This window comes from Kordia sp., assembly GCF_050633145.1.
Taxonomy (GTDB): Bacteria; Bacteroidota; Bacteroidia; order Flavobacteriales; family Flavobacteriaceae; genus Kordia.
Window position 1 is genome coordinate 84463 of record NZ_JBOEFY010000040.1, and the last position, 26415, is coordinate 110877.

Here is a 26415-nt window from a genome sequence, read left to right on the forward strand (position 1 = left end):
TACTGTGTTAAGGCGTAAAACAAATATATGTGTTTCTTGTATTAAAACAACAATCTTGCCAAAATATTACAATTCCAATATACTTTCTGCAACAGTTTTACGGACTTTGGCAAAATCGGCAAACATATCATCTGCGGCTCTATATCCAACTGGCAATACTAAAACTGAAGAAAGTCCATGTGCTTCTAAACCTAAAACTTCGTTGTACTTTTCTGGCACAAAACCTTCCATTGGGCAGGAATCAATTTGTGCTGTTCCGCAAACAGTCAATAAATTACCTAAAGCAATGTATGCTTGCTTTGATGACCATGTTTGTAATTCTTCCTGTGTTTTTCCTTCAAAAGAACTCTTCATAAAGTCTTTAAAAGGCGCTAAAATATCATCTGGTGTATTACGAATTGCTTTTACACGATCAAAATACGAATCGATATACGCTTCATCTACAGTATTTTCAATACAAATTACTAATAAATGAGAGGCATCTGCTACCTGACGTTGGTTCCAAGAGTGCTCAACTAGTTGCTCTTGCAATTCTTTATTCTTTATAACAACCAAGCGAATAGGTTGCAAACCATACGAAGTTGCTGTTAAATTAAAGGCTTCTTTAAGTGTATCTATCTGTGAATCATCTAAAAAACGATTTGCATCAAATTTTTTCGTTGCATATCTCCATTTTAGGCTGTCTATTATCTGCATATATTCTATCTTTGATTTATCTAATGTTTTAGCAAATGTAACGATATCTACCTAGGAACACAGTTGATTCGTTATAGAATAAAACAATTGCTCAATAACAAAATTCTTTTCATCATGGATGCACAAATTAAAGAACGCATAGAACGTTCTGAAACAAGAATATTTAAAGCTATCTTTCCAAATACAACCAATCATTACAATACATTGTTTGGAGGAACGGCGTTGCAACTCATGGATGAAGTTTCTTTTATTTGCGCCACACGCTTTAGTCGTAAAAAAGTAGTGACTGTTTCTTCTGATAAAGTTGATTTTAAAAAATCCATTCCAGAAGGTTCTATTGTAGAGTTAGTGGCAACTGTGACCAAAGTTGGTAATACAAGCTGTGAAGTAACTGTAGATATTTTTAAAGAAAAAATGTATGACTACTCACGAGAAAAAGCCGTTACTGGAAAGTTTACATTTGTGGCTTTGGACGATGACAAGAAAGCGATTTCTATTCTTTAAAAAAACCAAAGTTTTACAGCCATTACACCTACCATTATAATTACAAATGTTTTGATGATTCCATCACCTTTTTTAACAGACCATCTGCTTCCAATCCAAGCACCCGAAGCATTACCTATGGCTAGTACAAGTCCGTAAAACCAATTAATTTTATCGTGATACGCAAACATGATCACCGCAGAAATCGTATACAGACATACGACAAACACTTTCGTTGCATTAGATCTTAGTAAAGACATTCTATTTACATAAGGCAACCAAAGCAGCATTAAAAAGCCGATACCTGCGTTGATAAAACCTCCATAAATTCCTAAAAAGAAAAACGCAATTACTGAAGCCCATAAATACTTTCCGTGCAAGCGTTCTTGTAACTCTTTTAAATTCAATTTGGGTTGAATAGCAATCAAAACAACCACTGCAACCATAATGATTGCTAAAATTTTGTTGAATAGTTCACCTTTAATATCTACTGCAATTCTAGCACCAATAAATGAACCAAAAAAAGCTGCAATTCCCAAGTACAAACTAAACGGATAAGTAGAAACTTGTTTGCTTTTAAAGCCACGAATTGCAAAAAATGTTTGTATTAATATGGCTACGCGATTTGTTCCATTAGCAACTGCTGGCGGTAAGCCAAGAAAAATAAGTGTTGGCAACGTGAGTAAAGTTCCTCCACCTGCAAGCGTATTGATAAATCCAGCTCCAAATCCGGCAAGAATTAAAATAGCATAGTCTAGATATTCCATGAGCTAGCATATTAAAACAAAAAAAATATTTTATTCAATATTTTAAAGTAATTTTTTAGACTTATTATCTTCTTTTATTTTTTTTAATTCTTCTTTTTTAGCTACTATATCAGATATTTTTTCTGAATTAATAACCATAACAATATTGGAATAATTGCCTTCTTTATTTATGTATAATCCTATCTTTTTGTCATTAATTATCCACTCAGCAGTCAAATTATATCCTTCTTGTGGTTCATAAACTTCTTGTTTACTTGGTATTCTATTGTATTTTTCGACTCCATATTTAGCTTTTAATAAGCTATATAAAACTTTCAATTGAAAAAGTGTTTCAGATGAATACCAAGAATTACTTTGGTATCTTTTTCCAGACACATCTAATCTATAAATAGCATTATTATGAAAAGTAGGAACAAAACGATCAATAATAAAATCGCTGATCTTCAGATCGGAATTGTTATCCGCTTTATTTTCATTTTTAAATAGAGTTAGAAGCGAATCAACTTCATTTGAAGTCATCCCAAATTTTATTTTTCCAAATACTTTTTTCTCTTCTGAACTATAAAGACTATCTATATACTTATTATAACCTTTTCTGCTTTCATTTAAAGTTATATTACGGTTTTTTCTTCGTTCTTTTATTTCTGAAACGGAATTATCTCTTGGATACATCATGTATTCTCTTTCAGATTTATATTTAACGGTATCATTATATGTATCTATTTCATAATGAGAAAACGCATACTTTAAATAAATACTCTGATCGTATTTGGTTACTATTGTGACAGTACCATCATAAGCAACAATATTTTCTTCTGAAATTATTTTTGCATCAACAAGTTTCTGAATATTTAATGATTCTTCATTTTTGTTACAAGAACAGATTAGAATCAATAATAGCGAAATAGATAATATCTTCTTCATAAAGGCTGATTTAGTTAACCTTTACAAACTTAGTTTGATTCTTGCTAACAATATAATGTAGACTTAGGGTTTTTCCCCCTTTTTTCAATTTACTAAGAAAAAACTATAGAAATTAAGTGTTTTACGGATTACCGTAAGATTTAGATATTTTTGAATTACGCTTATAAATGAGTTACTTAAATCTTTGAAAACAGTAAAACTATTCATTCAACAGTACTAAAGTATATTAAATATGAAGTGGTACTATAATTTATTTTGATAAGAAAGTTATGAGAATCGTAAAAGGTATTTTTTTACAAAACTTACCTTTATATTTCCTCTAAAAAAAACAATCCCTTGCAAACAGTGCGTTTACAAGGGATTTAGCGGAGAAAGAGGGATTCGAACCCCCGGACCTGTTACAGTCAACAGTTTTCAAGACTGCCGCATTCGACCACTCTGCCATTTCTCCGAGTGTCTCATCAGGTATTCCCTGATTGCGGATGCAAATATAGAAACCTTTTTTAATTCTTAAAACAAAATTAGATGTTTTTTTAAGACTTTTTTTATTTCAATAGATAACCAATTGTTTCTCTTAACATTAGACGTTATAACAAATTACCTCATAACAGCCAAGAACTCCATATTAAAAGGCGTCCGTGTGCATACACAGACCTATTTGGTAAAATATAGCACTTCATTTCATCACATATTGTATACTTTCACAGTATTAAAACCATAAATTATTTTATTATGAAAAAACAGAATTTAAAAGTATTGAAACTTAACAAGAAGGCTATCTCTACATTAGCAACTACAAAAGTAACAGGTGGAAGTTATTCACATTCTAATGTACAAAACGGTACGCAAGAACATTGTTGTTATCCTTTGTAGGAAAGACAAAAGCGAACTTTGAGGAGTTCGCTTTTTTTTATATCTTCATCACACTCTATATAATGTATCGTATTTATCCATTTAGTTTCTTATACACATCTTTAACAATCGTTCCCAAACCATACGGTATGGAATTTGGTCGTTCTTCGGTTTCTTCGTAATCATGTCTAAAACCAAAAATATGCGAATATTCGTGAAACCAATGTGCAGCAAGTTCAATATCGGTACTTCTTCTCATAAACCAGTTTTGGGTAATAATTAGCTCCTTTTCTCTTCTACCAACCTGACGCAAAAACTTTCCAAGCTTTAAATGTAAGGTCCATTTATAATCATCTTCTCTATTACCATACTGCTCGTTGCCTTGTTTTAGTATTTCATAAATCTTAAGATTATCCATTATCTCTTCTATTGGTCCTTTTGGATCTTTTTGATATCTTCTATCTGTAAAATCAAATGCTTTTACAGCTTCTCTAAATTCATTTGAATTTATAACCCTATTCATCAGCGCAACAGCTCTATGCGCTTTTTTACGTTTCCAACGTTTATTGAACTTGTGTAGTTTTGAGATGACAATTTTTGTTTCCATACAATGTGAGTTTATGAGTTGTTTATATGTATACGCTGATTTCTTTATAATTTACTTTGGATATTAATTGGCAAACCTATCTTAAAACCAAAACGCCAATCGTCTGCTTTGGTTGGATCGCTTGGTGTTGGACTCAATTTTAAATTAGACCGATCTATAAAAAGTTGCAAAGTTAGTAGGTTCTTCTTTTTACTAGTAGATTTAAGATTAAATAAAACGCCTGCTCTAAAAGGATAACGTTCCACTCTTTTAAAACGCGAATTATCTTTAAAATCAACTGTATTATAACCTAATTTCACAAATAACCCATAACCATTTCGCATCCCATAAGCCTCAAAACTACCACTAGTAGCTGTTCCGTACCCATACGATTCTCCTCTACCATTAATGTAGCCTACTTTTTCATTAGCAATAGTAGTTCCGTTACCAATTATATCATTATAAACATAAGTTCGTTTACTAAAACTATTAATATTACTCCCCCGACCAACACTGGTCAAAGCTCTAAGATAGAACAAATATTTGCTTGACTGAGAAAACCAATTCAAACTTGCATTCACTCCATAAAGATCACCTCGTTGATCACTAAAAAAATCATTAAAAGAAGCACCCTCAATATAATTAAATACAGTTAGATTTTCGCGTTGATAATACGGTGAAAACCCTAAGTAGAAAAATTGCTTTCTTGTCCATTTATCAGCTCCATTTTTTAGCTCTAAATCTTCAACCGTTGCATGTATTGCTTTCACATCTGCAAGTGCTTTTTTATAGACCTCTAATAGCTTTTTAGGATTTATTATCTTTCCATCAATTACAAAATTCAACTTTATATTTTGGTTGGTTGTAGTTTTATTTTGTTGTTGATCTACAGTTCGAATGTTTATAATATTAAAGTTATCTTTATGAATAGAGTTATTGTGTTTATTTTCCAATTCAAACTCTGTGATCAACTTACCCAATTCTGAATTTGTAGTTCGTGGTGTATACATTGATTTGTTTAGGATAATTTGTTTATTATTTTCATGCGCTTTTACAACATAATCATTTCCATATAATGTATCTGTAGGAAGGTTTACTGCGACCATAAGATCATGTAATTTGTAAAAATTTTCATAAACCTTATAAATAGTATCCTTTTCTAAAAAATTTCGATTGATAAGTGCGCGTTGTACAGCAAGATCTTTTGCTGAAATGAAGTTTCTATTGTATCCAAAAACATAAAAATAATTCACCGCAAAATTTGCTTGCTTGCTTCCTCCATCTTCATCGAAGAAATAAACACCTTTATCTACAGCAAAATTTCCGTCAATAGTCACTAGCCAATTAGTTCCCCTTTTTACAAAACCTTTAACGGACAATTTAGAAGAATTGTCCGTTAATTCTGTTGAAAATCCTTGCGCTGGGGTATTTTCTCCTAAAATAGCAAAGTTTAAATCCTGAAAAAGAAGTTTTTTAAAGGCTTCTACTGACACTAATTTATCAGCATCTACTACTTCAACAGGTTTAGTTGGACTTAATGCGACTGATACCTGAGCATTCACAAACAATGTAAAGGTAAAATAGAACAAAAGTGTAATTTTTAATTTCATAATATTAAGTAGTTTTAGTTGATGCATAAATCTACATGCGTTTGGTATCATAAAAAATACTTACAAATAGGTAATCTTCTTCTTAAGTGATTAATTGTAATTCAAAACAATACTAAAAAAAACAGTAGAGATATACTTACGGATATCCGTAAAAGCAATCAATAAAAAACTTCCAGAACTACCAGCTAGTGAAAATGCATATATGAGATCGGACGTTACAGAAGCTACAGAATTATTTAGTGCTAGAGTTTTTGTACGCTTTAAAGATTTTCATGTAAAAGCAAATTTGACAGCAAATACACTTTCTGAAATTCAAAAAAACGAATGGGAAACGTTTTTACAATTGTATTCCATTATGGGAATGATTACATAGTATTTTTTGTAAAATACTCTTTAGGCGTTTCAATATATTTTAAACGTTCTTTTGGAATGTCTTCAATCATATTATAATCTCCGTTAAGATATTTCCCCCATTTAGGCGCATGGTCCATTCTAAAATGGTAATACAACATAATTTGTTCTGCCGCTGAAAGTTGCGAACGCAAGGTTTTTAAATATTCTTGTACTTGTGTTTTGTTTAGCAAATCGTCTTCTTGTTGTACAACATATTTGACTGTACTAAATAAATGTCTATAATAATGTCCCAAGTGAAATTCATGTCCGCTAAAAGGTTTGTATTTTACATAGAGTCGAATTGTTCGTTTACTCTTTTCATTACTTTTTTCTTTCCATCTTCCATAGAATACATTCAATTGTCCGCTGGAAGATTTGTGTTCTTTTCGTTTATGATTAAAATCTTTCTTTACTTTATCGATGTAAGTTTCATCAGAAATTCCTTCAAAAACGTCATTGTTATACGAGTTAATTCCATAATACACAATCCTATAGGCTACTTGCATCAATGTAGCCTCATCATACGCGCAAGTATGATTATCGGCTTCACAGGCATGCCATTCTAAAAGTTCATAACAAGCTGTAACCTCAAAAAGCATACGCTCAAATAATTGACGTCCTTGTGTAAAACGAATTACTTGCGATTCGGAAGTTGTAATTTGCCTAAACATATCTTCTTTTTTTGCAGCTTCATCAGCAAAGGTTTTTGTGTTTTCGCGCATAAGTTCATACCCATGCAGGCTTATTTCATTGACATTTTCTTTATGCAAACGTACTTTTTCATAGAACTGCGATTCAAACTGTTGCATACGTAATTGTCTTTGCACTTTTTGATTTGCCAAATATTGTACATAAAATGCCATAAAGGTCAACAAAGCTGCGGCAATCCCAACAATTGGGTTGAGCAAGCCGCCAACTGTATCACCAATACTTCCCAAGGTGCTATAGTTGTACCAGCTTGAAAATATAGGAAGTAATAGAATTAAAAAACCAACAATTGCCAAGCCTATAAAAAGTAAACTTAATCCGCTACTAAATGAAATTAACGCGTCTTCTTCTTTCTTATTTTTTGATGTCATGAGTTGAATGTATTTTGGTTATACTGTGATAAAAGTTGTGGAAAATACGTTTTAATGAATGCTTTAATAGCTTCCGAAGTTAATTCCTGTTCTATATATTTTTTTTGATCTTGATACACGCGCAATCGATCTCCTTTTAAGAAGTAAAATTGATCATCCTTCACAAAAGAGAGTCGTAAGCTTTGTTGAAACGGATATACATTATATGGATCAAATCGATTGGCAATAGCTTCTGTTATGGCAGTTTGTGCTTGTTCTTGTAACGAAATAATCATTAAGGGTTTAAATTCAGTTTTCGTCTTTATTTGAACAATGAGAGCTAATTTTGTTTGCTTGACGCGAAATTCTATTCCGAATGCTGAATAACTACTGTCTTCAAAAGCTGGAAATAGTTGAATACAAGGCCAGCCTGATCCTACATCTATAAAATATTTTTTTCCTTGTAAATTAATAGAAAGTAAACGATGACAAGCAATGCCTGCTATCTCCGCAGTATGCAATTGTGTCTCAATACCTTCTGCTGCCAAAACTGCCTTAAAATGCAAGGTTTTATCAGAGCACGTACCGCCTAAATGTCGATTCTTCTCTGTACGTTCTGTCTGCATCATCAAATTATGGAAAGTAGTCTGCTGGTAATCTGCCAACAATAAACGTTCTATCTTCTGAACAATATCTGCATCTTTATGTCTTGCTTTTCGCTTTGCAATAAACGGATCAAAAACTGGATATTCTGAAAAATACGGATGTGTTGTGTCAAATGCCGAAAAGAAGTTTTTCCAAATGGTTTGTAAATGTGTATGCTCTGAGAGTTGTTGTTTCTTAGAAAACTCCACCACAGCATTCCGAATGCCTGAACCCACGTCGCAAGACATTTTTTTACGCTGTACAATACGTTCTGGCAATACCGCTTTAAAGAGTTCGCGCAGTATGTATTTTCCTTGTAATCCGTTTTTGTTCTGTATCAAATCGTATACAGATAATTGTTGAGCAATGGCATATACGTTTTTGTCTAAAAAAGGACAACGCGCTTCTATAGTTGCTGCCATACTCGCACGATCTAAACGTCGTAATTCTGTAAGGTGTAAATTTTCAATTAAGATTTTTTTAGCAGCAAACCACGTGTTTTTATCTTTTGTGATGGAGTATCCACAGAACAATTCGTCAGCACCTTCGCCAGATATAATTACTTTTAAACCATCTATAGCAGCTTGTTTTGCCAATAAATACGTTGCCAATCCGTTGCTTATAATCGATGGGTTGAAACTTTCCGTATGATAAACCATCATAGGAATCAATGCCTCTATTTCACCAACGGTGGGCAATGGAATGTAAGTTACTTTGTTAGTAATGTTTAATGCTTCAGCAAGTAACTTCACATGACGATAATCTTCATTGTTTTCATCTCCCAAACAATAATACCGAACAGCTTTTGAGTGTTTTGAAACAATTGACGCTATGATAGAACTGTCCAATCCGCCACTTAAAAATACGCCAAAGGTTTGTCCGTACGGAACTCTTTTGTGTACAGCTGCTTCTAGTACTTCTTTTAGTTTTTCTTTAGGAATGGTTTCGTGTTGATGTGTACGAATCGATACAATCTGATCATTTTCTAATTTAGAAAGTCCTTTTGGGATGATTTCAAAACTCGTCACCGATTCAATACCTCTTAAAACACTTACTACACAATTGAATGTTGGCGTTTTGACAAAGAACAAAGGTTTCTTACCTATATAATCTTTTAAAAAGTAACACGTTTTAGTCGGTTTATGAATGATGATTCCTGAATAAAAACCATCTAGTACTGCTATTAGAGTTTCACCTAGTATCTCAAATAATGGCGCAATGATTTCAATATCAGAAGTTCCTTTTGTGGTGAGTTGGTAGCTTTCTTTCAGTTCTTTATGATTATAGATTTCACCATTAAAAACAACAATATATGTGTCTGTTTCAAATGGTTGATTCCCTAATAAAGTTGGATCAACAATTGCCAAACGATTGAAGCCTATTTGTAAATCTTGAAATGTACATATTGCTTGATGATCGCGTCCCCGATGTTGCTGCACGTCCAATAGTTGCTTACACTCTGTAGCATCTTTAGCCCCAAAAGTTAATACAATTCCACACATATATTTATAAATCAGTGATTAAAACCCAGCGGATAAATTTTTGAAATACAGCGGTGTGTCTCTCTAGTTTAGAAACAGAGAGACTTTCATTATCACGATGAATTCTACACTGCCCATCATTCGGTCCAAACCCAATATAAACTGCCGTTTCAGGAATGTTGGTTACAAAAGGACAGGTTGTGAATTTATTCAGTTGTCGGTTTTCCGGGCGTGCTTTTCCATCATAAATAGCTTGATTTAAACTGTGTACAAAGCCTGGAATCGTTTCAGTTTTTGGTAAGTGAAAAAGCAACGGTGTTTCTTTTTTGTACACGCCTGTTTCTTCTACATGCAGTTTGGCGTTGAAATCTTTTAACAATTGTGGAATTACGGTAAACGGAGTTGGTCCAGCAACTTCCTCTTCTCCTTGTATAATCCATAAAATATTTGGCAACTCCTCGCCTGCATTTTTCATTGCTTGCAACGCTAGAATTCTACAAAGTAAAATTCCTTTATTGTCTGCAATACCTCTGCAATAGTACCGATCTTTTTTGGTAATAACTTCAAACGGCGGTGTATCCCATTTTTCGGAAGTATTTATTTTTTCTACATCGTAATGCCCATACAACACCACTTTTTTATTCGTATTGCTATTTGTATAACGCGCCACAAGTACAGGTTGGTTTGTAGGACTATCACCTTCCAAATGGACCGAAAAACCTATAGATACTAGTAATTCGGTAATGAATTGAATTCCTTTTTGATTTTCTGCATCATGATGGGCAATGGTTTGTATTCCTATAAAAGTTTTGAGTTGTGCTATCATAGTATTTGTGAATTTATATTGTTGGCAACAAGTATTTTAGGAGAAGACGCTTGTATGGTTTCCCAAATTTGTTTCCAGTTTTCTATTTCTTTAATCTGCTTGTTTGCGTTTATTGCTTTGATGTATTTTTTAAATTTTGATTCTTCCATACTTGGAAATTTTACGAATAAACAAGCCCGCTTTATAGAATTAATAAACCGTTCTTCTGTATACGTTTCAAAAGATTTTCCGTAGTCAATCAACTTTAATTGACCAGTTTCTGTACGAATAAAGTTTTTGGGTTTGATATTGGTAAATACAAAACGATGTTGGTAGCAAAAGCGCAAAAATGCTGTAATTTCGGTTATAGTTACTTCTTTAACTGATTGAAAAGCATGATATGCATACCGAATGTATTTATAGTTTGCTACTTCATGAAAAGTAAGTGTTTCTAAAAAATCGCTTTGTTCAAAGTGTATAGCTTGTTGTTGTAAAAAAAACCACTCTTGCTCGCGAATGGCAAAGAATATCTTATAAATATAATGTGTATCTGTAAATACTTTTCCTTCCGAACCTTCTCCTAATAAATAGGTGTTTTTAGTAAGTTGTAATTTTGTTTTGATAAATGCTTCATTGATGGTTTCGTTTGCCAATCGATGTGTAATGGCACTCGTGTAAGACCATAATATATCGCCCAAATTACTTAAGTATGTTTGTATATATGCTTTGTCTAAAGATTTCTCTATTGTATTTAAAAAGGACTCACGTAAAACATTATCATCAAATTGTGAGCTATATGGTAACACTTCATCTGCATGTTTTTGTTTTAATAATTGTAATATTCCGTATATCCTATAATAGTTCATAAGAAAACGTGCTTTTCTATGTTGTATATACTGTTTAAATGTTTTGTAAAACATATCAGCATATACCTCATTTGCCAGCGATGCTATGATATGAATTGGGCGCTGCACTTCTTTTTCTTGCTTGATAATTGCAACGGTTGCCAACAAAGCCTTGTTAAATGCATAGCCTATGATGTCATTGGCAGACTTGTTTAATTCTTTTTCAATACGAAATGCTTGTATAGGTCTGTTTTGATCTAACGCCATTGTGTGTACTACAAAATCATATTTTGAAAACACCTGACTCATTAATGCCCAAGACAAATCGCCACGACGTGTAAATGTATCATTGACTTCCAAACTTACCACAGGATAGGAACGCAACAATTCTCTATTGAATACCAATGTATTTGGTCCACGATTGGTGGCTAGTTTTTGTATTCCGTTCAATTCCTGTTGCAACGCAGGACGCGAAATTGCTTTTCCAGAAAAATTCTTAACTAAATCACTTTCAAGAGTACAGTTATAATACATAGGAGTTTCTGTATGTTGTGTATGCGCATCTGTGAGATCATAGTAATAATCAGGAAGCGCACTTATATTTTTAGCATCAGAAGCTACGTTTGTGTTAGCAACGGTACTATACCATAAATCGACCAATTGACTTCGAATACAAGAAAACATAGGCAAAGGCGCATCTAGGCTTACACTTCCTATCAAAGCATCTGCTGTATTTTTATATTGATTGATGATGGAAAAAAGATCGTATGTAGTTGCTTTTGCACCTTGCTTAAATGTATTTGTAAACCTGACATCATCATCAATAATCCAATACACTGTATCAGTAATAGTACGAGTTTCATGATATAGATGATATTGTAAAATGGTTCTACCAATAGCAATAGAGTTAATGGTTGTAAACTTTGAGAAATACGAACCATACATCTTATCTCTTAGATATTGTTGCCAAGTAGCTTTGGAAATGATTTTGTATTGAGTATGATTTGAAATTGTTTGAAACATTGAAGCTTCACTAGAAGTATTATTAATAATCAATACCAAATCTACAGGAATATGTTGTGTTTCAATATTCTTAAGGATTCTATTGGCAAGTTGTATGTCTCCTGCAATGAATCCAATCACAAAGAAAAAATCTTTCTTATCATTAAAACCTATATGATTGGTTTGAGTTTTAGTTGCTGACTTTTGCGTAATTTGAATGGTTTCTTGCGGAATATCGAAAATCTGTTGAGCACGTGCAAAGAATAAGGATTCTTCCTTTTTTTCCATAAAAGCCTTGTATTTGTAATAGAAATACTGGTAGCTCTCTTTTTTTAGTGTTGAATTTGTCGTTACCCTTGGACGATCTTCATCTACATAGATATTTACCAAGTGTTGCGGTATGATATGATACGTAGGTTTCAACTGAAGCAAGCGTATAAAAATGTCACGATCTACAGTTGCTTGCATAGCTTCATCAAAACAACCAGCCTTTAATAATGTTTTTAATCGCACGAAAGTGTTAGATCCGCCAACACCAGGATTCCCTATTAAGAAATCATGATAAGATAACCTTTTTGGCAATTGAAGTTTTTGTGTCGTATTGCTTGATATCCGATTGATGTTTGCTAAATAAATGTCTGCCACTTCCTCACTATTTGCAATTGTTTCTAAATAATCTTTATGCCAAGCATCATCATCATCTAAAAAAGCAATATACAAATCATCTGCAATCGTATATTTTTTAAGTATCGCTTCAATAGCTGTATTTAAAGCGCCTGCGTAGTTTGAAGTACGTTTATTTTTTAAATAAGTACAATTAGACTTTTGACAAAGTATTTGTTCTGCTTCTTTATTGGTTTCATAAGAATTAGAAATTACAAAGATATCAAGTAAGCTATAGTGCTGTGCTTTTACTGATTGCAAAGCTCGTCTTAACAAAGCACAACGATTGTGAGTAACAATAACAGTGATGATTTTCATTAAAGATATTTTAATCTAACATAGGTGCTCAATAATACTATTTTAAGGGCAAATAACATTACTAAAAACCGTAATTATAAAAAATAAATTCTTACTTAACATAGAGTAAATCTATAACACAAAACAGATTAAAACAAATCTAATTAATTGATTTACAAACAATATCGCAATTTTTACGGCAAAACCGTAGCCAAATTCAAGAGCTTCTTTTTAACTTAATGTTTCTTAAAACTTAAACATCATGAAAAAAAAGAATCTCAGTAACTTACAGCTAAAGAAATCAACGGTTTCTAGTTTAAACTTACAATCAATCTCAGGAGGAACTATCATCATCACATTTACTATAGAGCGTCCTTGTCCCATACGATTTACCAAAACAACATGTTCTGGAGCAGCAGAATGCAATTCGATGGATATTTGTACCGCTACACATTGTAAAACGAATGAAATTGATACAGAAACACGTCCTATTTGTTAAAGCAGGATTAAAAGAATAATTTACCAAAACCCATTATAAATTACACTATCATGAAAAAAAAGAGTCTAAAAAATTTAAACGTAAACAAATCAACTATTTCTAATTTAAATGGAGATGCCGTAAAAGGAGGAACTATTAGAACGTTTTACACCGTTTGTGGCACAGGTCCTCATACGATAGCTTGTACGCTTCAAGCACCAGCTTGTGTACAAACATTGGCTTGTACGTTTGTAGAGCCTAATTGTGGGACATACAACTCAAAAGATCGTTGTCAAACAAATGAAGTAGATGCAAATACACTTCCTATTTGCTAGGAAGATATTAGTTACCTAATGAAAAAGCGAACTGTACTAGTTCGCTTTTTTTATGCTATTTATTCAATAATTTTATGCAATGCAACTGGCATAGGAACGCCTTCGCTTTGAAAACGCTTGTGAACCGCTTCTAACAACGTACATTTTGTTTTAAACTCAGCAAAAGGTTCACTTAACCATATATAAGCGCGTACGTGAATATAACCTTCTTTTGCCTCTATAACACGAACTTCAACAGTGTCAATTTCAATACCTGTTTCCAATGTGTGATGAATTACATTGTCTAAATGCGAAGCTTCTTCTTGTATTATTTTACGAACTTGATCAATATCTGCATGAATACCTACATAAAAATTATTAAAACTCAATACATTAGAATCATCAATGGTGTGGTTTAATACGGATTCTGTACTAATAACAGAATTCGGAATAATCAGTCGTTTATTTTCAAAGTTATTAATTACGGTATGACGTAAGGTAATATCATCTACAATTCCAATACGTGTATCATCTAGCTTAATATAATCGCCAACTCTAAAGGGTTTAAAAATAACAATAAACAAGCCTGCAATTAAATTGGAAATAGCGCTTTGTGCTGCAAAACCAATAATAGCTGCTATAATTCCTGCTCCAGAAAATATAAAAGTAGCTTGTTCTCGCAACTTAGGTACCGTAAAAATAATGACAAAAATACCTATGATAATAAACGAGAATCGAATGGAGTTTTTTATAAACTTTAAGGTGGTTACTCCAAATCGTTTTTTGCGTTGCTTACGTTTTAAAAAGATGACAAGTATAAACCTAAACAATCGCGAAATTAACCATGACAATACCAAAACTATGACAGAATACCATAATATTCCTTCAATAGTATCTACATTTATATACGATTTTAAAAACTTCAACATTGGCTGTGATTTTGTGCAAAGCTAGAATAGTTTTATAAAAACTAAAAGAGAAAAAATACTTTAGATAAATTTTATACCAATTATTATTTGAAATTACTGTAAAGAAAAAGATGTTTTTTTTCTTTATACGAATTATAAAAATCAAGCATAGCCATAGCTATGGTTTATTTTTGAAATGAAGAAGAAAGGAAAAAAGGGCGTTTTATCATGGTAATTACAAATGATAATTGGTATTAGTTACTAAAATCACAAATCGGTGAAACCTTAAGAGCTATTTAACACTCACAATGAAGATGTTTATATATTTTTGTACTTTTACAATTCTGTGAAACAGTTTTTAAAACATATCAGCGCATTTGCTTTAGCCGTTTTAGTGCTATGCTCTACCTTTTCATTTACCATTAATGAACATATTTGTGGTGGTGTAAAAGTGAGTTATGCTATTGGAATAGATGCTGAAAATTGCGGTATGGAGGTAGCAACGAATGTTTCTGACGAAACTACGATGCAACAAGCTTCTTGCTGTGATGATGTTACAACACTCATTCAGGGTCAAGACGAATTGCCTTCACAACAAGATGTAAAATTTACTACACAAACATTCATCAAAGCATTTGTATACAGCTATATTTTTGTGCTTCCAAGTAGAGATCAAGAAAAAGCAGTGTACAAACCGTATGTACCGCCACCATTGATAAGGGACATACAACTACTTGATGAAACTTTCCTAATTTGATATATACGTTATCTATTTCATTTTCCTAGGTACAACACTTACGGAAAACATATTGCTATGCAATATTTTAATCGAAAACACACGTATAAACATCAATACTCATGCTAAACAAAAGCATCCAGTTTTTAATACAACACAAACTTGTCGCCGTACTCCTACTCGTTTCCATGATTGGTTTCGGATTGAGTACAGCTCCATTCAATTGGGATTTAGGGAACTTCCCCAAAAACTCCATTGCCGTAGATGCCATTCCAGACATTGGCGAAAATCAACAAATCGTATTTACCAAATGGCAAGGTCGTTCGCCTAAAGACATTGAAGATCAGATTACCTATCCGTTAACGACAACCTTAATGGGAATTCCTGGTGTAAAAACAGTTCGAAGCTCGTCTATGTTCGGGTTTTCTAGTATTTACATCATATTTAATGATGAGGTCGAATTTTATTGGAGTCGAAGCCGAATTTTAGAAAAACTCAACGCACTGCCAAGTTCATTACTTCCTGAAGGTGTACAACCAACGCTTGGGCCTGATGCTACAGGTTTAGGGCAAATATTTTGGTATACCTTAGAAGGTAGAGATGAAAACGGAAACGTAACTGGCGGTTGGAATTTACAAGAACTTCGCAGCATTCAAGATTACTATGTAAAACCTGCATTATCAAGTGCTTCCGATGTGTCGGAAGTAGCTTCTATTGGCGGATATGTACAAGAGTATCAAATTGACATTCTGCCAGATGTGCTCAAAAAATACAACCTTTCAATTGCGCAAGTAGTAGACGCAATTCGCAATACCAACAAAGAAATTGGTGCAAAAACACTCGAAATCAACCAAGCGGAATATGTAGTGCGCGGATTGGGGTATGTAAAATCGATTGCCGATTTGGAAAATACACCGATCAAATCGGAAAGCTTTACGCCTGTATTGGTCAAAGATGTTGCAAAAATCTATCTCGGTCCAGCAGAACGACGTGGAATTCTCGACAAAGAAGGTGCTGAAGTTGCTGGTGGCGTTGTGGTTGCTCGCTATGGCGCGAATCCGATGCAAGTGATCAACAATGTAAAAGACAAAATAAAAACGATTGCAAGCGGTTTGCCAACAAAGGTCTTACAAGATGGACGTACTTCTCAACTCACCATTGTTCCGTTTTACGATCGTACCGAACTCATCAAAGAAACCTTGCATACGCTTGAAGAAGCCTTGTCGCTCGAAATCTTAATTACGCTACTCATTATTATAATAATGGTTTTCAATCTAAGAGCTTCGTTTTTAATAGCAAGTATCTTACCTGTGGCGGTTTTAGTCGTTTTCATTGCGATGAAACTCGGAAATGTAGATGCAAATATTGTCGCACTTTCCGGAATCGCGATTGCCATTGGTACCATGGTCGATATGGGAATTGTCTTGGTAGAAAACATCACGCGACATCTGGAAGAAGATACTGAAAACACACCAATCAATACTGTAGTATACAAGGCAACATCGGAAGTCTCAGGCGCCATTCTCACGGCAGTGTTAACCACTATCATCAGTTTTATTCCTGTATTTATGCTCGTTGGTGCTGAAGGAAAACTATTCAGTCCGCTCGCTTTCACCAAAACAATGGCGTTGGTTGCAGCACTCATCATCACACTATTCATTTTACCTGCATTGGCAGCTTGGGTTTTCGGTTGGAAATCGACTCGTAAATGGTCCAAACTATTGCTGAATTCTGTTTTACTATTAATAGGTGTTTATGCAATTGCAAACGGAATTTATCTTGCGATTGCTGTATTGATTTTTGGTTTGGCAAATATTTTACAAACACAGGAAATCATCACGCAAAAAACACAAAAACGAATCCATATTGTCACGGCAATTGCTGTATTACTGCTATTGCTAACGGTATACTGGCGACCTTTAGGCTACACAAATGCATTGGGTACAAACTTTATTTTTGTCGCGCTGACCTGTACAATTGTCATTGGAACGTTTACCGTATTCATCAAATATTACGAAAGACTATTACGTTGGGCATTAGCAAACAAAATACTGTTTTTAAGTCTGCCACTATTGATCCTTATTGCAGGAATTTCAATCTGGCGAAACACTGGAAAAGAATTTATGCCAGCGCTCAATGAAGGTTCGTTCTTGCTCATGCCAACTTCATTGCCACATGCAGGAATTGCCGAAAACAAAAAGATTCTACAACAATTGGATATGGCTGTTGCCAACATTCCCGAAATAGAAACTGTTGTTGGAAAAGCGGGTCGTGTAGAAAGTGCATTAGATCCTGCACCGTTGTCTATGTATGAAAACATTATTCATTACAAATCTGAATATATTTTAGACGAGAACGGAAAACCGCAGCGTTTTAAGGTAAATGATAACAATGAATTTGTTTTAAAAGATGGCACTTCGGCTCCGCTCAGTGCTCCAAATAAAACGAAAACGTCAGATCGAGTGGCGCAAGGAACGAGCGTTGTATCGAGATCTACTTTAAAAAACATAACTGCAAAAGACCTAATTCCTGACGAAGACGGCGAATTCTACCGTAATTGGCGACCGCATATAAAATCGCCAGATGACATTTGGAACGAAATTATAAAAAACACCAAACTGCCTAGCATTACGTCGGCACCAAAATTACAACCTATTGAAACGCGTTTAATCATGTTGCAAACTGGCATGCGTTCGCCGATGGGAATTAAAATTAAAGGACAGACTTTGGAACAAATAGAAGCTTTTGGTTTGGAGCTAGAACAAATTTTACAAGAAGTACCCGAAGTCAAAAAGGAAACTGTGTTTGCCGAACGCTTGATTGGAAAACCGTATTTAATTCTAGATATCAATCGGGAAAAAATTGCGCGTTACGGTTTATCGGTTAAAGCCGTACAAGATATTCTGGAAGTCGCTATTGGCGGAAAAATAGTGACGCAAACCATTGAAGGTCGCGAACGCTACAACGTCCGTGTACGGTATCCTAGAGAATTACGTGCCAATCCGAATGATTTAGAAAACATATACATTCCGTTGCCAAACGGTTCCGAAATATTACTAAAAGAAGTGGTTTCTATCAATTATGAAAAAGGCCCACAAATGATTAAAAGTGAAGACACTTTCTTAGTCAGTTATGTATTATTCAACAAACAATCAGACATTGCGGAAGTTACTTTGGTAGAGAAGCTACAGAAACTATTGAAAGAACGAATTAACGATGGAAGTCTAATTGTTCCAAAAGGCGTGAATTATGAATTTTCTGGAACCTACGAACAGCAAGTGCGTGCAGAAAAAACATTGTTGATTATTGTGCCAATTGTATTGCTGATCATCTTTTTAATTCTGTACTTTCAATTTAAATCGATTGCAACCTCACTCTTTATTTTTGGAGGAATTGCAGTTGCCTTTGCAGGCGGATTCATTATGATTTGGCTCTACGGACAATCGTGGTTTCTCAATATTGAACTCTTTGGAAGCAACTTACGTGATCTCTTTCAAATAGAAACCATCAACCTAAGTGTAGCGGTTTGGGTAGGATTTATTGCCTTATTCGGAATTGCCACTGACGACGGCGTTATTATGGCAACCTATCTCAAGCAGAATTTCGCAAAGAAACTTCCCAACACAAAAGAAGCCATTCAAAATACTGTGGTTGAAGCAGGAAAGAAACGAATTCGCCCATGTTTAATGACAACGGCAACAACCTTGCTTGCTTTGTTACCTATTTTAACCTCAACAGGACGCGGAAGCGATATTATGATTCCGATGGCAATTCCGAGTTTTGGCGGAATGCTAATCGCGCTAATTACCTTATTTGTAGTGCCCGTTTTATATAGTTGGCATCAAGAAATTAAACTAAAAGCACAAAAAAATGAAGTATAAAATTGTATATGTATGTATCTGTTTTTTGTGTGTTCATTTTATGAACGCGCAAACCTTAGAGAACTATCTGGCGGAAGCCGAAAAAAACAGTTCTGAAATACTAGCCAAGCAATTTCAATACGAAAGTGCGTTGGAAAAAGTAAACGAAGTAGGAAGTTTGCCCAATACACAACTAGGCGTAGGCGTTTTTGCGCAAGCAGTAGAAACCAGAGTTGGACCGCAAAGAGCACGTTTTTCGGCGAGTCAAAAAATTCCATGGTTTGGTACGCTTTCCGCGAAAAAGGAAAACGCAAAGTTATTGGCGGTTGCAAAGGAAAGTGAAATTGATTTTTTGAAACGACAGCTTTCGCTGAATGTGAAATTGGCGTACTATAACTTACTCACATTACAGCAAAAATTAACGATTACGCAACAACATATTGAAATTTTGGACACGTATGAAAAGTTAGCGTTAAATGAGTTGGAAAACAATCGTACCAATATGGTAGATGTATTGAACATTAAGATGAAGAAAAACGTATTGCAACAACAGTTTCAAACAATTACGGAAAACATTCAAAGTCAAAAAATACAATTCAACTTGCTATTAAACAGACCTATAAGCACCGAAATTTTACTATTAGATTCCTTGCAGTTACGGGAAACTGCTCTTTTTGCGACCTATGAAACCATTGAGAACAATCCGAAATTGCAACAGCTGAATTCCATTGAAAGTGCCTTGCAACAATCGGAAATCGTCGCAAAGAAAGAAGGAAATCCAACCATAGGTTTCGGACTTGATTATGTGTTAGTTGCAGAGCGTTCGGGTATTTCGTTGCCCGATAATGGAAAAGATATTATTATGCCAATGGTAACGGTTTCCATTCCACTATTCAACAAAAAACACATTGCAAAGCAAAAACAGTTACAACTAGAACAAGAAGCAATAGTTCACACCAAAACCACTGTGAAAAATCAGTTGTTAATTGAATTCGAGAAAGCAAAGAACAAACTAAAAAACGCCAAAGAAAGTATAGAAACACAGGAAGAAAATATTGTGCAAGCCGATCAAGCCAAAGAAGTCATTTTAGCCGCCTACCAAACAGCAAAAATGGATTTTGAACAATTATTAGCGCTCGATCAATTGAAGTTAGGGTTTGAATTGCAAAAAGTAAAGGATTTAAATACCTATGTATCAAATGTTGCTATTATTGAATTTTTAATCGCAAACTAAGAGAAGAATGAAACAAACATATACTATTAGCGGAATGACTTGCAGCGGTTGCAAAAGCAAAGTCGAATACATCTTAGGAAATTTGGATGAAGTAAGTTCTGTAACAGTGAATTTAGAAGCTGGAACGGCAGAAGTTGAAGCTACTTCCCTACTACCTTTGGAATTGATAGATTCTATATTACCAGAAAAATATTCAGTTCTGGAAAAAGCTACGAATTTCTTTAATCCGACAGAAACAGAAGAAAAAAGCGAACTCAAACAATTGTTTCCGCTGTTTTTAATCTTCTTTTACATTACAACAGCAAGTATTTTAATGCATGTAACGAACTGGTCTACAGAAGGATTCATGCTTAGTTTTATGGGACTTTTTTATGTAGTTTTTAGCTTCTTCAAGTTTTTAGATTACAAAGGTTTCCCAAAATCGTTTCAAATGTACGATCCGCTTGCGAAGTTGATTCCCGCATATGCGTGGATTTATCCTTTTATAGAAATTACACTCGGATTCCTATTTTTATTCAAATTTCAAATTCCGATCGCATTAATCGCAACCATTGTCGTTTTAGGAATTACTACAATTGGTGTAACGAAAGCTTTATTAGATAAAAAAACGATTCAATGTGCTTGCTTGGGAACGGCGTTAAAATTGCCTATGACCAAAGCTACTTTTATTGAAAATTCCATCATGCTTATCATGGCAGTTTGGATGTTACTAAACTTATATTCTTAAACAGATGAAAAAATACATTATATACATCGTCTTATTAATTGCGGGAATTGTCATTGGGAAGTTTGCCCTTTCGGGAGAACGTACTCAAGAACACTCGCATACAGAAGAAACCACTGCGCAACCTACAAAATGGACTTGCTCAATGCATCCACAGATTATGCAACCCGAAGCAGGCGATTGTCCTATTTGCGGAATGGATTTGATTCCTGCACAGGAAGCTACTTCCGAATTGTCTTCGAATCAGTTTCGTATGACTGAAAACGCAATTGCGTTGGCAAATATTGAAACGACAAAGGTTTCCGCAGAAAATGCTTCAAATACAGCATTAAAACTCACAGGAACTATTGAAGCCAACGAAAAAACAAATGCTACACAAACGGCTCATTTTGGCGGACGTATTGAAAAATTGTATGTAAACCTTACGGGAGAAGAAGTACGAAAAGGACAACGAATTGCGCTGATTTATTCGCCAGAATTGGTTACTACGCAACAAGAATTATTAACGGCTTTGCGTATGAAAGCTTCACAACCTGAATTGTACAAAGCCGTACGAAACAAATTAAAGCTGTGGAAGTTGACTGAAGCACAAATTCAACAAATAGAATCGTCGAAAAAGGCTTCTTCAAAGTTTCCGATTTATGCAAGTGTTTCTGGCGTTGTAACTGAAAAAATGGTAGAAGAAGGCAATCATGTAATGGAAGGTGGCGCGCTGTTTAAAGTGTCGAATTTAAATTCTGTTTGGGCAAGTTTTGATGCGTACGAAAATCAAATATCGAGTCTAAAAAAAGGAGATAATATCACCATTACTACAAACGCGAATCCTAATGAGGAAATTCCTGCAAAGATCACCTTTATTGATCCTATATTAAATACAAAAACGCGAACTGTTGCTGTAAAAGTGGAATTGAACAATCGTGATAAGAAGCTAAAACCAGGTATGTTTGTTACAGGTATTTTGAGCACAAAGGTTTCCACAAATACGATGGTTTCCATTCCGAAATCGGCAGTATTATGGACAGGAAAACGCTCCTTAGTCTATGTAAAAAAAGACGCGAACGAACCTGTTTTTGAAGCGAGAGAAATTACTTTGGGAGCATCCAATGGAGAAAACTACGAAGTTATTTCAGGAATTAGTTCAGAAGATGAAATTGTAACAAATGGTGCGTTTACCGTAGACGCCGCTGCACAGTTGCAAGGGAAAAAGTCAATGATGAATGCTTCTAAAGAAACTTCTAAAAATAGTATGACAGCTGCAAAAATAGAAGTAAGTGCTGCATACGAAAAAGCTTTCCTGCCAAGTGTAAAAGCCTATATAGAACTAAAAGATGCTTTGGTGAAAAGTGATGTGAAACTTTCCGCAGAAAAAAGTAAAGCATTTAGAAAGGCATTGGAAAAACTGACAATTGCACAACGAAAAGAAGCAGACGCGTATTGGGCAGTTATGCATAAAACCTCCAAAAGTATCAATGAAAATACGCCGATTGAACGACATAGAAAAAGCTTCCAAGTTATTTCGAATCATATCATTGAATTGGTTCAGAATTTTAAGAAATTTGAAGAACAATTAACCGTTCAATTTTGTCCAATGGCTGATGATAATAAAGGAGCATATTGGATTAGTGATGAAGAACAAATTAGAAATCCTTATTTTGGTGACGCCATGTTAACATGTGGAGAAGTAAAACAAGTATTAAAGTAAGATAACGTGAAAACTAAAGGTAATTTAAAAGAAGTTGCAACCGTTTTTTTTAAGCTAGGTTTGATTGCATTTGGTGGACCTGCGGCACATGTTGCCATGATGGAAGATGAAGTAGTTACGAAACGAAAGTGGATGACACGCGAACATTTTTTAGATTTAATGGGCGCAACAAATTTAATTCCTGGACCAAATTCAACCGAAATGACCATGCATTGCGGTCATGAACGCGCTGGTNNTGCATTGCGGTCATGAACGTGCAGGTTGGAAAGGTCTTTTTGTAGCTGGATTTTCTTTTATTTTTCCTGCAGTCGTCTTTACGACAATCTTAGCATATTTATATGTGACTTATGGCGAATTGCCACAAATTGAACCTTTCTTGTATGGCATTAAACCCGCAGTAATAGCAATTATACTTTCGGCAGTATATAAGTTGGGTAAAAAGGCATTAAAAAACTGGCAATTAGCCGTTATTGGTATCGCAACTGTTATTGCTTCCATAAGTGGAATTAATGAAATTACAATTATTTTAGCTGGCGGTTTGATTGGCTTGTTATGGTTCGGTGTTCCGAAAATGGCAGATAAAAAGTTGAACGTATTCACACCTGTTTTTTTACTTTCCTCAGGAGTTATATTGACTAAAACAATTACGAATGCAAAACTGTTTTTTGTATTCTTAAAAGTCGGTGCTATCTTATTTGGAAGTGGCTATGTTTTGGTCGCTTATTTAGATGCGGAATTGGTTGAAAAACTAGAATGGCTTACAAAGTCAGAGTTGTTAGATGCTATTGCTATCGGACAGTTTACGCCAGGTCCAGTATTGTCTACAGCATCATTTGTCGGATATCAAATTAATGGAATTTGGGGAGCGTTAGTTGCTACGCTAGGTATCTTTTTGCCTTCCTTTATTTTTGTATTAGTACTCAACCCAATTGTGCCTAAATTACGAAAGTCAAAATTAGCTTCTGGTTTCTTAGATGCTGTTAATATTTCGGCTGTCGGAATCATGATTGGCGTTACCTATCATTTATCAAAAGAAATCCTTATCAATTGGCAATCTATTACAATTGCAATCGTAAGCATGGTATTAGTTTTTTATTATAAGAAACTGAACGCTTTTTGGATTGTAATTATAGGCGCCGTTTTAGGGTATATATTATATCAACTATTTTAAATTTTTAAACAATGAAAAAAATAATTTTAAGCGTATTAGTAATCGCATCGTTAGCAGTAATTAGCTGTAAAGGAGAAGGAGAATCTAAAACAGATTCAAAAACAGAAACAAAAACGACAACAGCAGAAGGAAAAGAATTATCAATGGCAAATTTTGGTGTTCGTGGAAATTGCGGTATGTGTAAAACGACTATTGAAAAAGCGGCTAAAAGTGTGGAAGGTGTTGCCGAAGCTACTTGGGATGTGAAAAAGAAAAGTATTGCAGTTTCATATGACGAACACAAAATAAACGAAAAAGAGATTCACAAAGCGATTGCTGCTGCTGGGTACGATACCGATCATGCAACAAGTGATAAAGTAGCGTATAAAAACTTACCGAAATGTTGCCAATATGAAGGTGATCAACCGATGAATCAGTAGATAGTAAACATGTAAGAATGTTTATTCGTCTTACCTAAATTCTTATTAATTTTGAAATTATCTTAAATACCATATACTATGAAAAGTTTACTGTTTGTTTTTGCGTTAATTGTTTGTTTTAATCCTACTGAACATTTAGAAACATCATTTAGTAAATCGCATTGGAATTATGGTTCTGGAATAGGTAGTAAATCGCATTGGAACTATGGTTCTGGAATAGGCAGTAAATCACATTGGAACTACGGTTCTGGAATAGGTAGTAAATCTCATTGGAACTATGGTTCTGGAATAGGTAGTAAATCACATTGGAACTATGGTGATGGTATTGGCAGTAAATCACATTGGAACTATGGTAATGGCATTGGCAGTAAGTCTCATTGGAACTATGGCGATGGTATTGGTAGTAAGTCTCATTGGAATTATGGAGATGGCATTGGCAGTAAATCACATTGGAACTATGGATCAGGCAAAGGCAGTAAGTCTCATTGGAATTACAGCAATGGTTTAACGTTTGATGAACACCAACTAATTGATGTCTACATTGGACTCATTACAAATGATGAAGAGATTCCATCAGGTTTTGATGATTTTATGAAAACTATTTTAGTAGAGTACCCATATATTTATGAAATAATAGAAGATTTATAATTATTCTCAGAATTCGAACTGATATAATCGAATAAAAAAAATAGAAAAAGAGTTCTAAATAAAAATCCTTTTGGAAAAAAATATCAACCTTACATTAATTACCTTTGCGCCATGGAAAAATACGTATTATTAATTGCTGCTTTGTATGGCGCATTGGGAATTATTTTTGGAGCGTTTGGCGCACATGCATTGAAGAAAGTTTTATCAGATGATTTGTTGAAAAGCTTTGAAACTGGTGTAAAATACCAAATGTATCACGCCATTGTATTGTTGGTAATTGGGTTTCAATTTTCGTTCACAGATACCATTGAAAAAAGTGTTGCTTGGAGTTTTATTATCGGTACGTTTCTGTTTTCTTTTAGTATTTACGGACTATGTATTAGCAGTGCCAAAGGTAAAAAACTACGCTTTTTAGGACCAATTACGCCGCTTGGCGGATTGTTGTTAGTAATCGGTTGGATTTTGTTGGGTATTTCTTTTCTGTAAAATTTAATCGTTATAAGAACGCCTGAGTTCTGGCAATTTCTTATTTGTAGTGATCAATCCGTTAATGAGGTAGTTTCGTAAATCTTCCAAATCGTCATGCGGAATGTACTTTGCCCATTTGGTTTCGGTCGTTATTGTTTTAAGCTGTTGCAATACTTTACGTGTTTCTGCTGCAGTTCTTAAAATGTATGCAGTAGTGTATGAAGGTTCATTTCTGTGAAAATATTCATATTTATGTGTGAACTCACTTTTTTGAATAAAATATAACTTCTCTACATCATTATCTTTATAAAAACTAGTCCAGTTGGCAAAGCCAGCTTTTGCTCCATTCCGAGCAGTTGAATCATCTGTTTGCAAGCGCCATCTACAGGTTGCAGCACGTCCCCAATGTGAGGAAATACGATATACACCTTCATCTGTATAAAAGTATTTACTACCTGATTTACTCGTAAAATTTGGTCTTTTATCTGTTAGCAATTCGAGGTCAACAGCTTTAAAAACGCAATATGTATTCTTGAAAAAATTTTGTTTATGATAATTTAATTTCATCACTACGTTGTAATGTGTATTTTTGCCAAAGTTACAAAATGCATTACGATACATAATTATGCTAAAAAATAAGTTTGGC

General features: G+C 34.3%; 25 protein-coding genes, 1 tRNA gene and 1 pseudogene. 15 read left to right on the plus strand and 12 right to left on the minus strand.

Annotation, left to right across the window (positions count from 1 at the left end; all coding sequences use genetic code 11):
* Positions 1-66: 66 nt before the first annotated feature.
* The gene (locus tag ACRBBL_RS18350) at positions 67-696 is read right to left on the minus strand and encodes an NAD(P)H-dependent oxidoreductase (protein WP_431370539.1); all 630 of its coding nucleotides are present in this window, start codon (positions 694-696) and stop codon (positions 67-69) included.
* A gap of 114 nt (positions 697-810) precedes the next feature.
* Here ACRBBL_RS18350 and ACRBBL_RS18355 point away from each other — a divergent pair, with 114 nt between their 5' ends.
* Positions 811-1200 (plus strand): acyl-CoA thioesterase, encoded by a 390-nt coding sequence (locus ACRBBL_RS18355; RefSeq protein WP_431370540.1) that lies wholly within the window; start codon positions 811-813, stop codon positions 1198-1200.
* On the opposite strand, the gene ACRBBL_RS18360 is transcribed toward ACRBBL_RS18355, so the two are convergent.
* The 3 genes from ACRBBL_RS18360 to ACRBBL_RS18370 all read right to left on the minus strand — a co-directional run bounded on the left by ACRBBL_RS18360 (position 1197) and on the right by ACRBBL_RS18370 (position 3321).
* A complete protein-coding gene (locus ACRBBL_RS18360; RefSeq protein ID WP_431370541.1) occupies positions 1197-1946 on the minus strand; it encodes a sulfite exporter TauE/SafE family protein in 750 nt (249 codons plus the stop codon). The two genes, ACRBBL_RS18355 and ACRBBL_RS18360, sit on opposite strands and share 4 nt — an antisense overlap.
* A gap of 42 nt (positions 1947-1988) precedes the next feature.
* Positions 1989-2870 carry a hypothetical protein gene (locus ACRBBL_RS18365; protein ID WP_431370542.1) on the minus strand — a complete coding sequence of 294 codons (882 nt, stop codon included), beginning with the start codon at positions 2868-2870 and terminating at the stop codon, positions 1989-1991.
* A 366-nt stretch (positions 2871-3236) separates the two neighbouring features.
* A tRNA-Ser gene (locus tag ACRBBL_RS18370) sits at positions 3237-3321 on the minus strand.
* A gap of 281 nt (positions 3322-3602) precedes the next feature.
* On the opposite strand from ACRBBL_RS18370, the gene ACRBBL_RS18375 reads away from it, so the two are divergent.
* Complete coding sequence (locus ACRBBL_RS18375) at positions 3603-3743, plus strand: hypothetical protein (protein ID WP_431370543.1); 141 nt, start codon at positions 3603-3605, stop codon at positions 3741-3743.
* 73 nt (positions 3744-3816) lie between these two features.
* Here ACRBBL_RS18375 and ACRBBL_RS18380 read toward each other — a convergent pair whose 3' ends face one another.
* Complete coding sequence (locus ACRBBL_RS18380) at positions 3817-4329, minus strand: hypothetical protein (RefSeq protein WP_431370544.1); 513 nt, start codon at positions 4327-4329, stop codon at positions 3817-3819.
* Positions 4330-4373: 44 nt separating this feature from the next.
* On the minus strand, positions 4374-5918 hold the full coding sequence (locus ACRBBL_RS18385) for a hypothetical protein (RefSeq protein ID WP_431370545.1): 1545 nt from the start codon (positions 5916-5918) through the stop codon (positions 4374-4376).
* 202 nt (positions 5919-6120) lie between these two features.
* Between ACRBBL_RS18385 and ACRBBL_RS18390 the strand changes: the two genes are divergently transcribed.
* A complete protein-coding gene (locus ACRBBL_RS18390; RefSeq protein ID WP_431370546.1) occupies positions 6121-6291 on the plus strand; it encodes a hypothetical protein in 171 nt (56 codons plus the stop codon).
* On the opposite strand, the gene ACRBBL_RS18395 is transcribed toward ACRBBL_RS18390, so the two are convergent.
* From ACRBBL_RS18395 to ACRBBL_RS18410, 4 genes are read right to left on the minus strand one after another with little or no spacing between them, the layout of a single operon-like run.
* Positions 6284-7390 (minus strand): putative phage abortive infection protein, encoded by a 1107-nt coding sequence (locus tag ACRBBL_RS18395; RefSeq protein ID WP_431370547.1) that lies wholly within the window; start codon positions 7388-7390, stop codon positions 6284-6286. The two genes, ACRBBL_RS18390 and ACRBBL_RS18395, sit on opposite strands and share 8 nt — an antisense overlap.
* Positions 7387-9516, minus strand: coding sequence for an asparagine synthase-related protein (locus ACRBBL_RS18400; RefSeq protein WP_431370548.1), 2130 nt, complete (start codon positions 9514-9516; stop codon positions 7387-7389). Before ACRBBL_RS18400 ends, ACRBBL_RS18395 begins: the two co-directional genes overlap by 4 nt.
* A 4-nt stretch (positions 9517-9520) precedes the next feature.
* On the minus strand, positions 9521-10321 hold the full coding sequence (locus tag ACRBBL_RS18405; RefSeq protein WP_431370549.1) for a M20/M25/M40 family metallo-hydrolase: 801 nt from the start codon (positions 10319-10321) through the stop codon (positions 9521-9523).
* A complete protein-coding gene (locus ACRBBL_RS18410) occupies positions 10318-13128 on the minus strand; it encodes a glycosyltransferase (protein ID WP_431370550.1) in 2811 nt (936 codons plus the stop codon). The genes ACRBBL_RS18405 and ACRBBL_RS18410 overlap by 4 nt, the downstream gene beginning before the upstream one ends.
* Before the next feature lie 241 nt (positions 13129-13369).
* On the opposite strand from ACRBBL_RS18410, the gene ACRBBL_RS18415 reads away from it, so the two are divergent.
* The gene (locus tag ACRBBL_RS18415; protein ID WP_431370551.1) at positions 13370-13606 is read left to right on the plus strand and encodes a hypothetical protein; all 237 of its coding nucleotides are present in this window, start codon (positions 13370-13372) and stop codon (positions 13604-13606) included.
* Positions 13607-13656: 50 nt separating this feature from the next.
* On the plus strand, positions 13657-13920 hold the full coding sequence (locus tag ACRBBL_RS18420; RefSeq protein WP_431370552.1) for a hypothetical protein: 264 nt from the start codon (positions 13657-13659) through the stop codon (positions 13918-13920).
* Positions 13921-13979: 59 nt separating this feature from the next.
* Here the strand turns inward: ACRBBL_RS18420 and ACRBBL_RS18425 are convergent, their stop codons facing one another.
* A complete protein-coding gene (locus ACRBBL_RS18425; RefSeq protein ID WP_431370553.1) occupies positions 13980-14828 on the minus strand; it encodes a mechanosensitive ion channel family protein in 849 nt (282 codons plus the stop codon).
* A gap of 325 nt (positions 14829-15153) precedes the next feature.
* On the opposite strand from ACRBBL_RS18425, the gene ACRBBL_RS18430 reads away from it, so the two are divergent.
* From ACRBBL_RS18430 to ACRBBL_RS18475, 10 genes and pseudogenes are all read left to right on the plus strand, one after another.
* Positions 15154-15564, plus strand: a complete 411-nt coding sequence (locus ACRBBL_RS18430) for an HYC_CC_PP family protein (RefSeq protein ID WP_431370554.1) — start codon at positions 15154-15156, stop codon at positions 15562-15564.
* Positions 15565-15665: 101 nt separating this feature from the next.
* On the plus strand, positions 15666-19424 hold the full coding sequence (locus ACRBBL_RS18435; protein ID WP_431370555.1) for an efflux RND transporter permease subunit: 3759 nt from the start codon (positions 15666-15668) through the stop codon (positions 19422-19424).
* A complete protein-coding gene (locus ACRBBL_RS18440) occupies positions 19414-20637 on the plus strand; it encodes a TolC family protein (protein WP_431370556.1) in 1224 nt (407 codons plus the stop codon). Before ACRBBL_RS18435 ends, ACRBBL_RS18440 begins: the two co-directional genes overlap by 11 nt.
* Positions 20638-20644: 7 nt before the next feature.
* The gene (locus ACRBBL_RS18445; RefSeq protein ID WP_431370557.1) at positions 20645-21364 is read left to right on the plus strand and encodes a heavy-metal-associated domain-containing protein; all 720 of its coding nucleotides are present in this window, start codon (positions 20645-20647) and stop codon (positions 21362-21364) included.
* A gap of 4 nt (positions 21365-21368) precedes the next feature.
* Positions 21369-23063, plus strand: coding sequence for an efflux RND transporter periplasmic adaptor subunit (locus ACRBBL_RS18450; RefSeq protein WP_431370558.1), 1695 nt, complete (start codon positions 21369-21371; stop codon positions 23061-23063).
* A gap of 6 nt (positions 23064-23069) precedes the next feature.
* Positions 23070-23297, plus strand: a 228-nt coding sequence (locus tag ACRBBL_RS18455) for a chromate transporter (protein WP_431370559.1), incomplete at its 3' end; no start/stop codon positions are given.
* A gap of 2 nt (positions 23298-23299) precedes the next feature.
* Positions 23300-24234, plus strand: a pseudogene (gene chrA, locus ACRBBL_RS18460) (chromate efflux transporter); the annotation flags it as partial.
* 11 nt (positions 24235-24245) lie between these two features.
* A complete protein-coding gene (locus tag ACRBBL_RS18465; protein ID WP_431370560.1) occupies positions 24246-24653 on the plus strand; it encodes a heavy-metal-associated domain-containing protein in 408 nt (135 codons plus the stop codon).
* Positions 24654-24731: 78 nt separating this feature from the next.
* A complete protein-coding gene (locus ACRBBL_RS18470) occupies positions 24732-25301 on the plus strand; it encodes a hypothetical protein (protein WP_431370561.1) in 570 nt (189 codons plus the stop codon).
* A 111-nt stretch (positions 25302-25412) separates the two neighbouring features.
* Positions 25413-25787, plus strand: a complete 375-nt coding sequence (locus tag ACRBBL_RS18475; protein ID WP_431370562.1) for a DUF423 domain-containing protein — start codon at positions 25413-25415, stop codon at positions 25785-25787.
* Between the two features lie 3 nt (positions 25788-25790).
* Here the strand turns inward: ACRBBL_RS18475 and ACRBBL_RS18480 are convergent, their stop codons facing one another.
* On the minus strand, positions 25791-26336 hold the full coding sequence (locus tag ACRBBL_RS18480; RefSeq protein WP_431370563.1) for a hypothetical protein: 546 nt from the start codon (positions 26334-26336) through the stop codon (positions 25791-25793).
* Between the last annotated feature and the right edge of the window lie 79 nt (positions 26337-26415).

Bases quoted from the DNA above. Each gene is read 5' to 3' on its own strand.
- ACRBBL_RS18350 (WP_431370539.1), bottom strand. From the start codon at position 696: ATGCAGATAATAGACAGCCTAAAATGGAGATATGCAACGAAAAAATTT.
- ACRBBL_RS18355 (WP_431370540.1), top strand. From the start codon at position 811: ATGGATGCACAAATTAAAGAACGCATAGAACGTTCTGAAACAAGAATA.
- ACRBBL_RS18360 (WP_431370541.1), bottom strand. From the start codon at position 1,946: ATGGAATATCTAGACTATGCTATTTTAATTCTTGCCGGATTTGGAGCT.
- ACRBBL_RS18365 (WP_431370542.1), bottom strand. From the start codon at position 2,870: ATGAAGAAGATATTATCTATTTCGCTATTATTGATTCTAATCTGTTCT.
- ACRBBL_RS18375 (WP_431370543.1), top strand. From the start codon at position 3,603: ATGAAAAAACAGAATTTAAAAGTATTGAAACTTAACAAGAAGGCTATC.
- ACRBBL_RS18380 (WP_431370544.1), bottom strand. From the start codon at position 4,329: ATGGAAACAAAAATTGTCATCTCAAAACTACACAAGTTCAATAAACGT.
- ACRBBL_RS18385 (WP_431370545.1), bottom strand. From the start codon at position 5,918: ATGAAATTAAAAATTACACTTTTGTTCTATTTTACCTTTACATTGTTT.
- ACRBBL_RS18390 (WP_431370546.1), top strand. From the start codon at position 6,121: ATGAGATCGGACGTTACAGAAGCTACAGAATTATTTAGTGCTAGAGTT.
- ACRBBL_RS18395 (WP_431370547.1), bottom strand. From the start codon at position 7,390: ATGACATCAAAAAATAAGAAAGAAGAAGACGCGTTAATTTCATTTAGT.
- ACRBBL_RS18400 (WP_431370548.1), bottom strand. From the start codon at position 9,516: ATGTGTGGAATTGTATTAACTTTTGGGGCTAAAGATGCTACAGAGTGT.
- ACRBBL_RS18405 (WP_431370549.1), bottom strand. From the start codon at position 10,321: ATGATAGCACAACTCAAAACTTTTATAGGAATACAAACCATTGCCCAT.
- ACRBBL_RS18410 (WP_431370550.1), bottom strand. From the start codon at position 13,128: ATGAAAATCATCACTGTTATTGTTACTCACAATCGTTGTGCTTTGTTA.
- ACRBBL_RS18415 (WP_431370551.1), top strand. From the start codon at position 13,370: ATGAAAAAAAAGAATCTCAGTAACTTACAGCTAAAGAAATCAACGGTT.
- ACRBBL_RS18420 (WP_431370552.1), top strand. From the start codon at position 13,657: ATGAAAAAAAAGAGTCTAAAAAATTTAAACGTAAACAAATCAACTATT.
- ACRBBL_RS18425 (WP_431370553.1), bottom strand. From the start codon at position 14,828: ATGTTGAAGTTTTTAAAATCGTATATAAATGTAGATACTATTGAAGGA.
- ACRBBL_RS18435 (WP_431370555.1), top strand. From the start codon at position 15,666: ATGCTAAACAAAAGCATCCAGTTTTTAATACAACACAAACTTGTCGCC.
- ACRBBL_RS18440 (WP_431370556.1), top strand. From the start codon at position 19,414: ATGAAGTATAAAATTGTATATGTATGTATCTGTTTTTTGTGTGTTCAT.
- ACRBBL_RS18445 (WP_431370557.1), top strand. From the start codon at position 20,645: ATGAAACAAACATATACTATTAGCGGAATGACTTGCAGCGGTTGCAAA.
- ACRBBL_RS18450 (WP_431370558.1), top strand. From the start codon at position 21,369: ATGAAAAAATACATTATATACATCGTCTTATTAATTGCGGGAATTGTC.
- ACRBBL_RS18465 (WP_431370560.1), top strand. From the start codon at position 24,246: ATGAAAAAAATAATTTTAAGCGTATTAGTAATCGCATCGTTAGCAGTA.
- ACRBBL_RS18470 (WP_431370561.1), top strand. From the start codon at position 24,732: ATGAAAAGTTTACTGTTTGTTTTTGCGTTAATTGTTTGTTTTAATCCT.
- ACRBBL_RS18475 (WP_431370562.1), top strand. From the start codon at position 25,413: ATGGAAAAATACGTATTATTAATTGCTGCTTTGTATGGCGCATTGGGA.
- ACRBBL_RS18480 (WP_431370563.1), bottom strand. From the start codon at position 26,336: ATGAAATTAAATTATCATAAACAAAATTTTTTCAAGAATACATATTGC.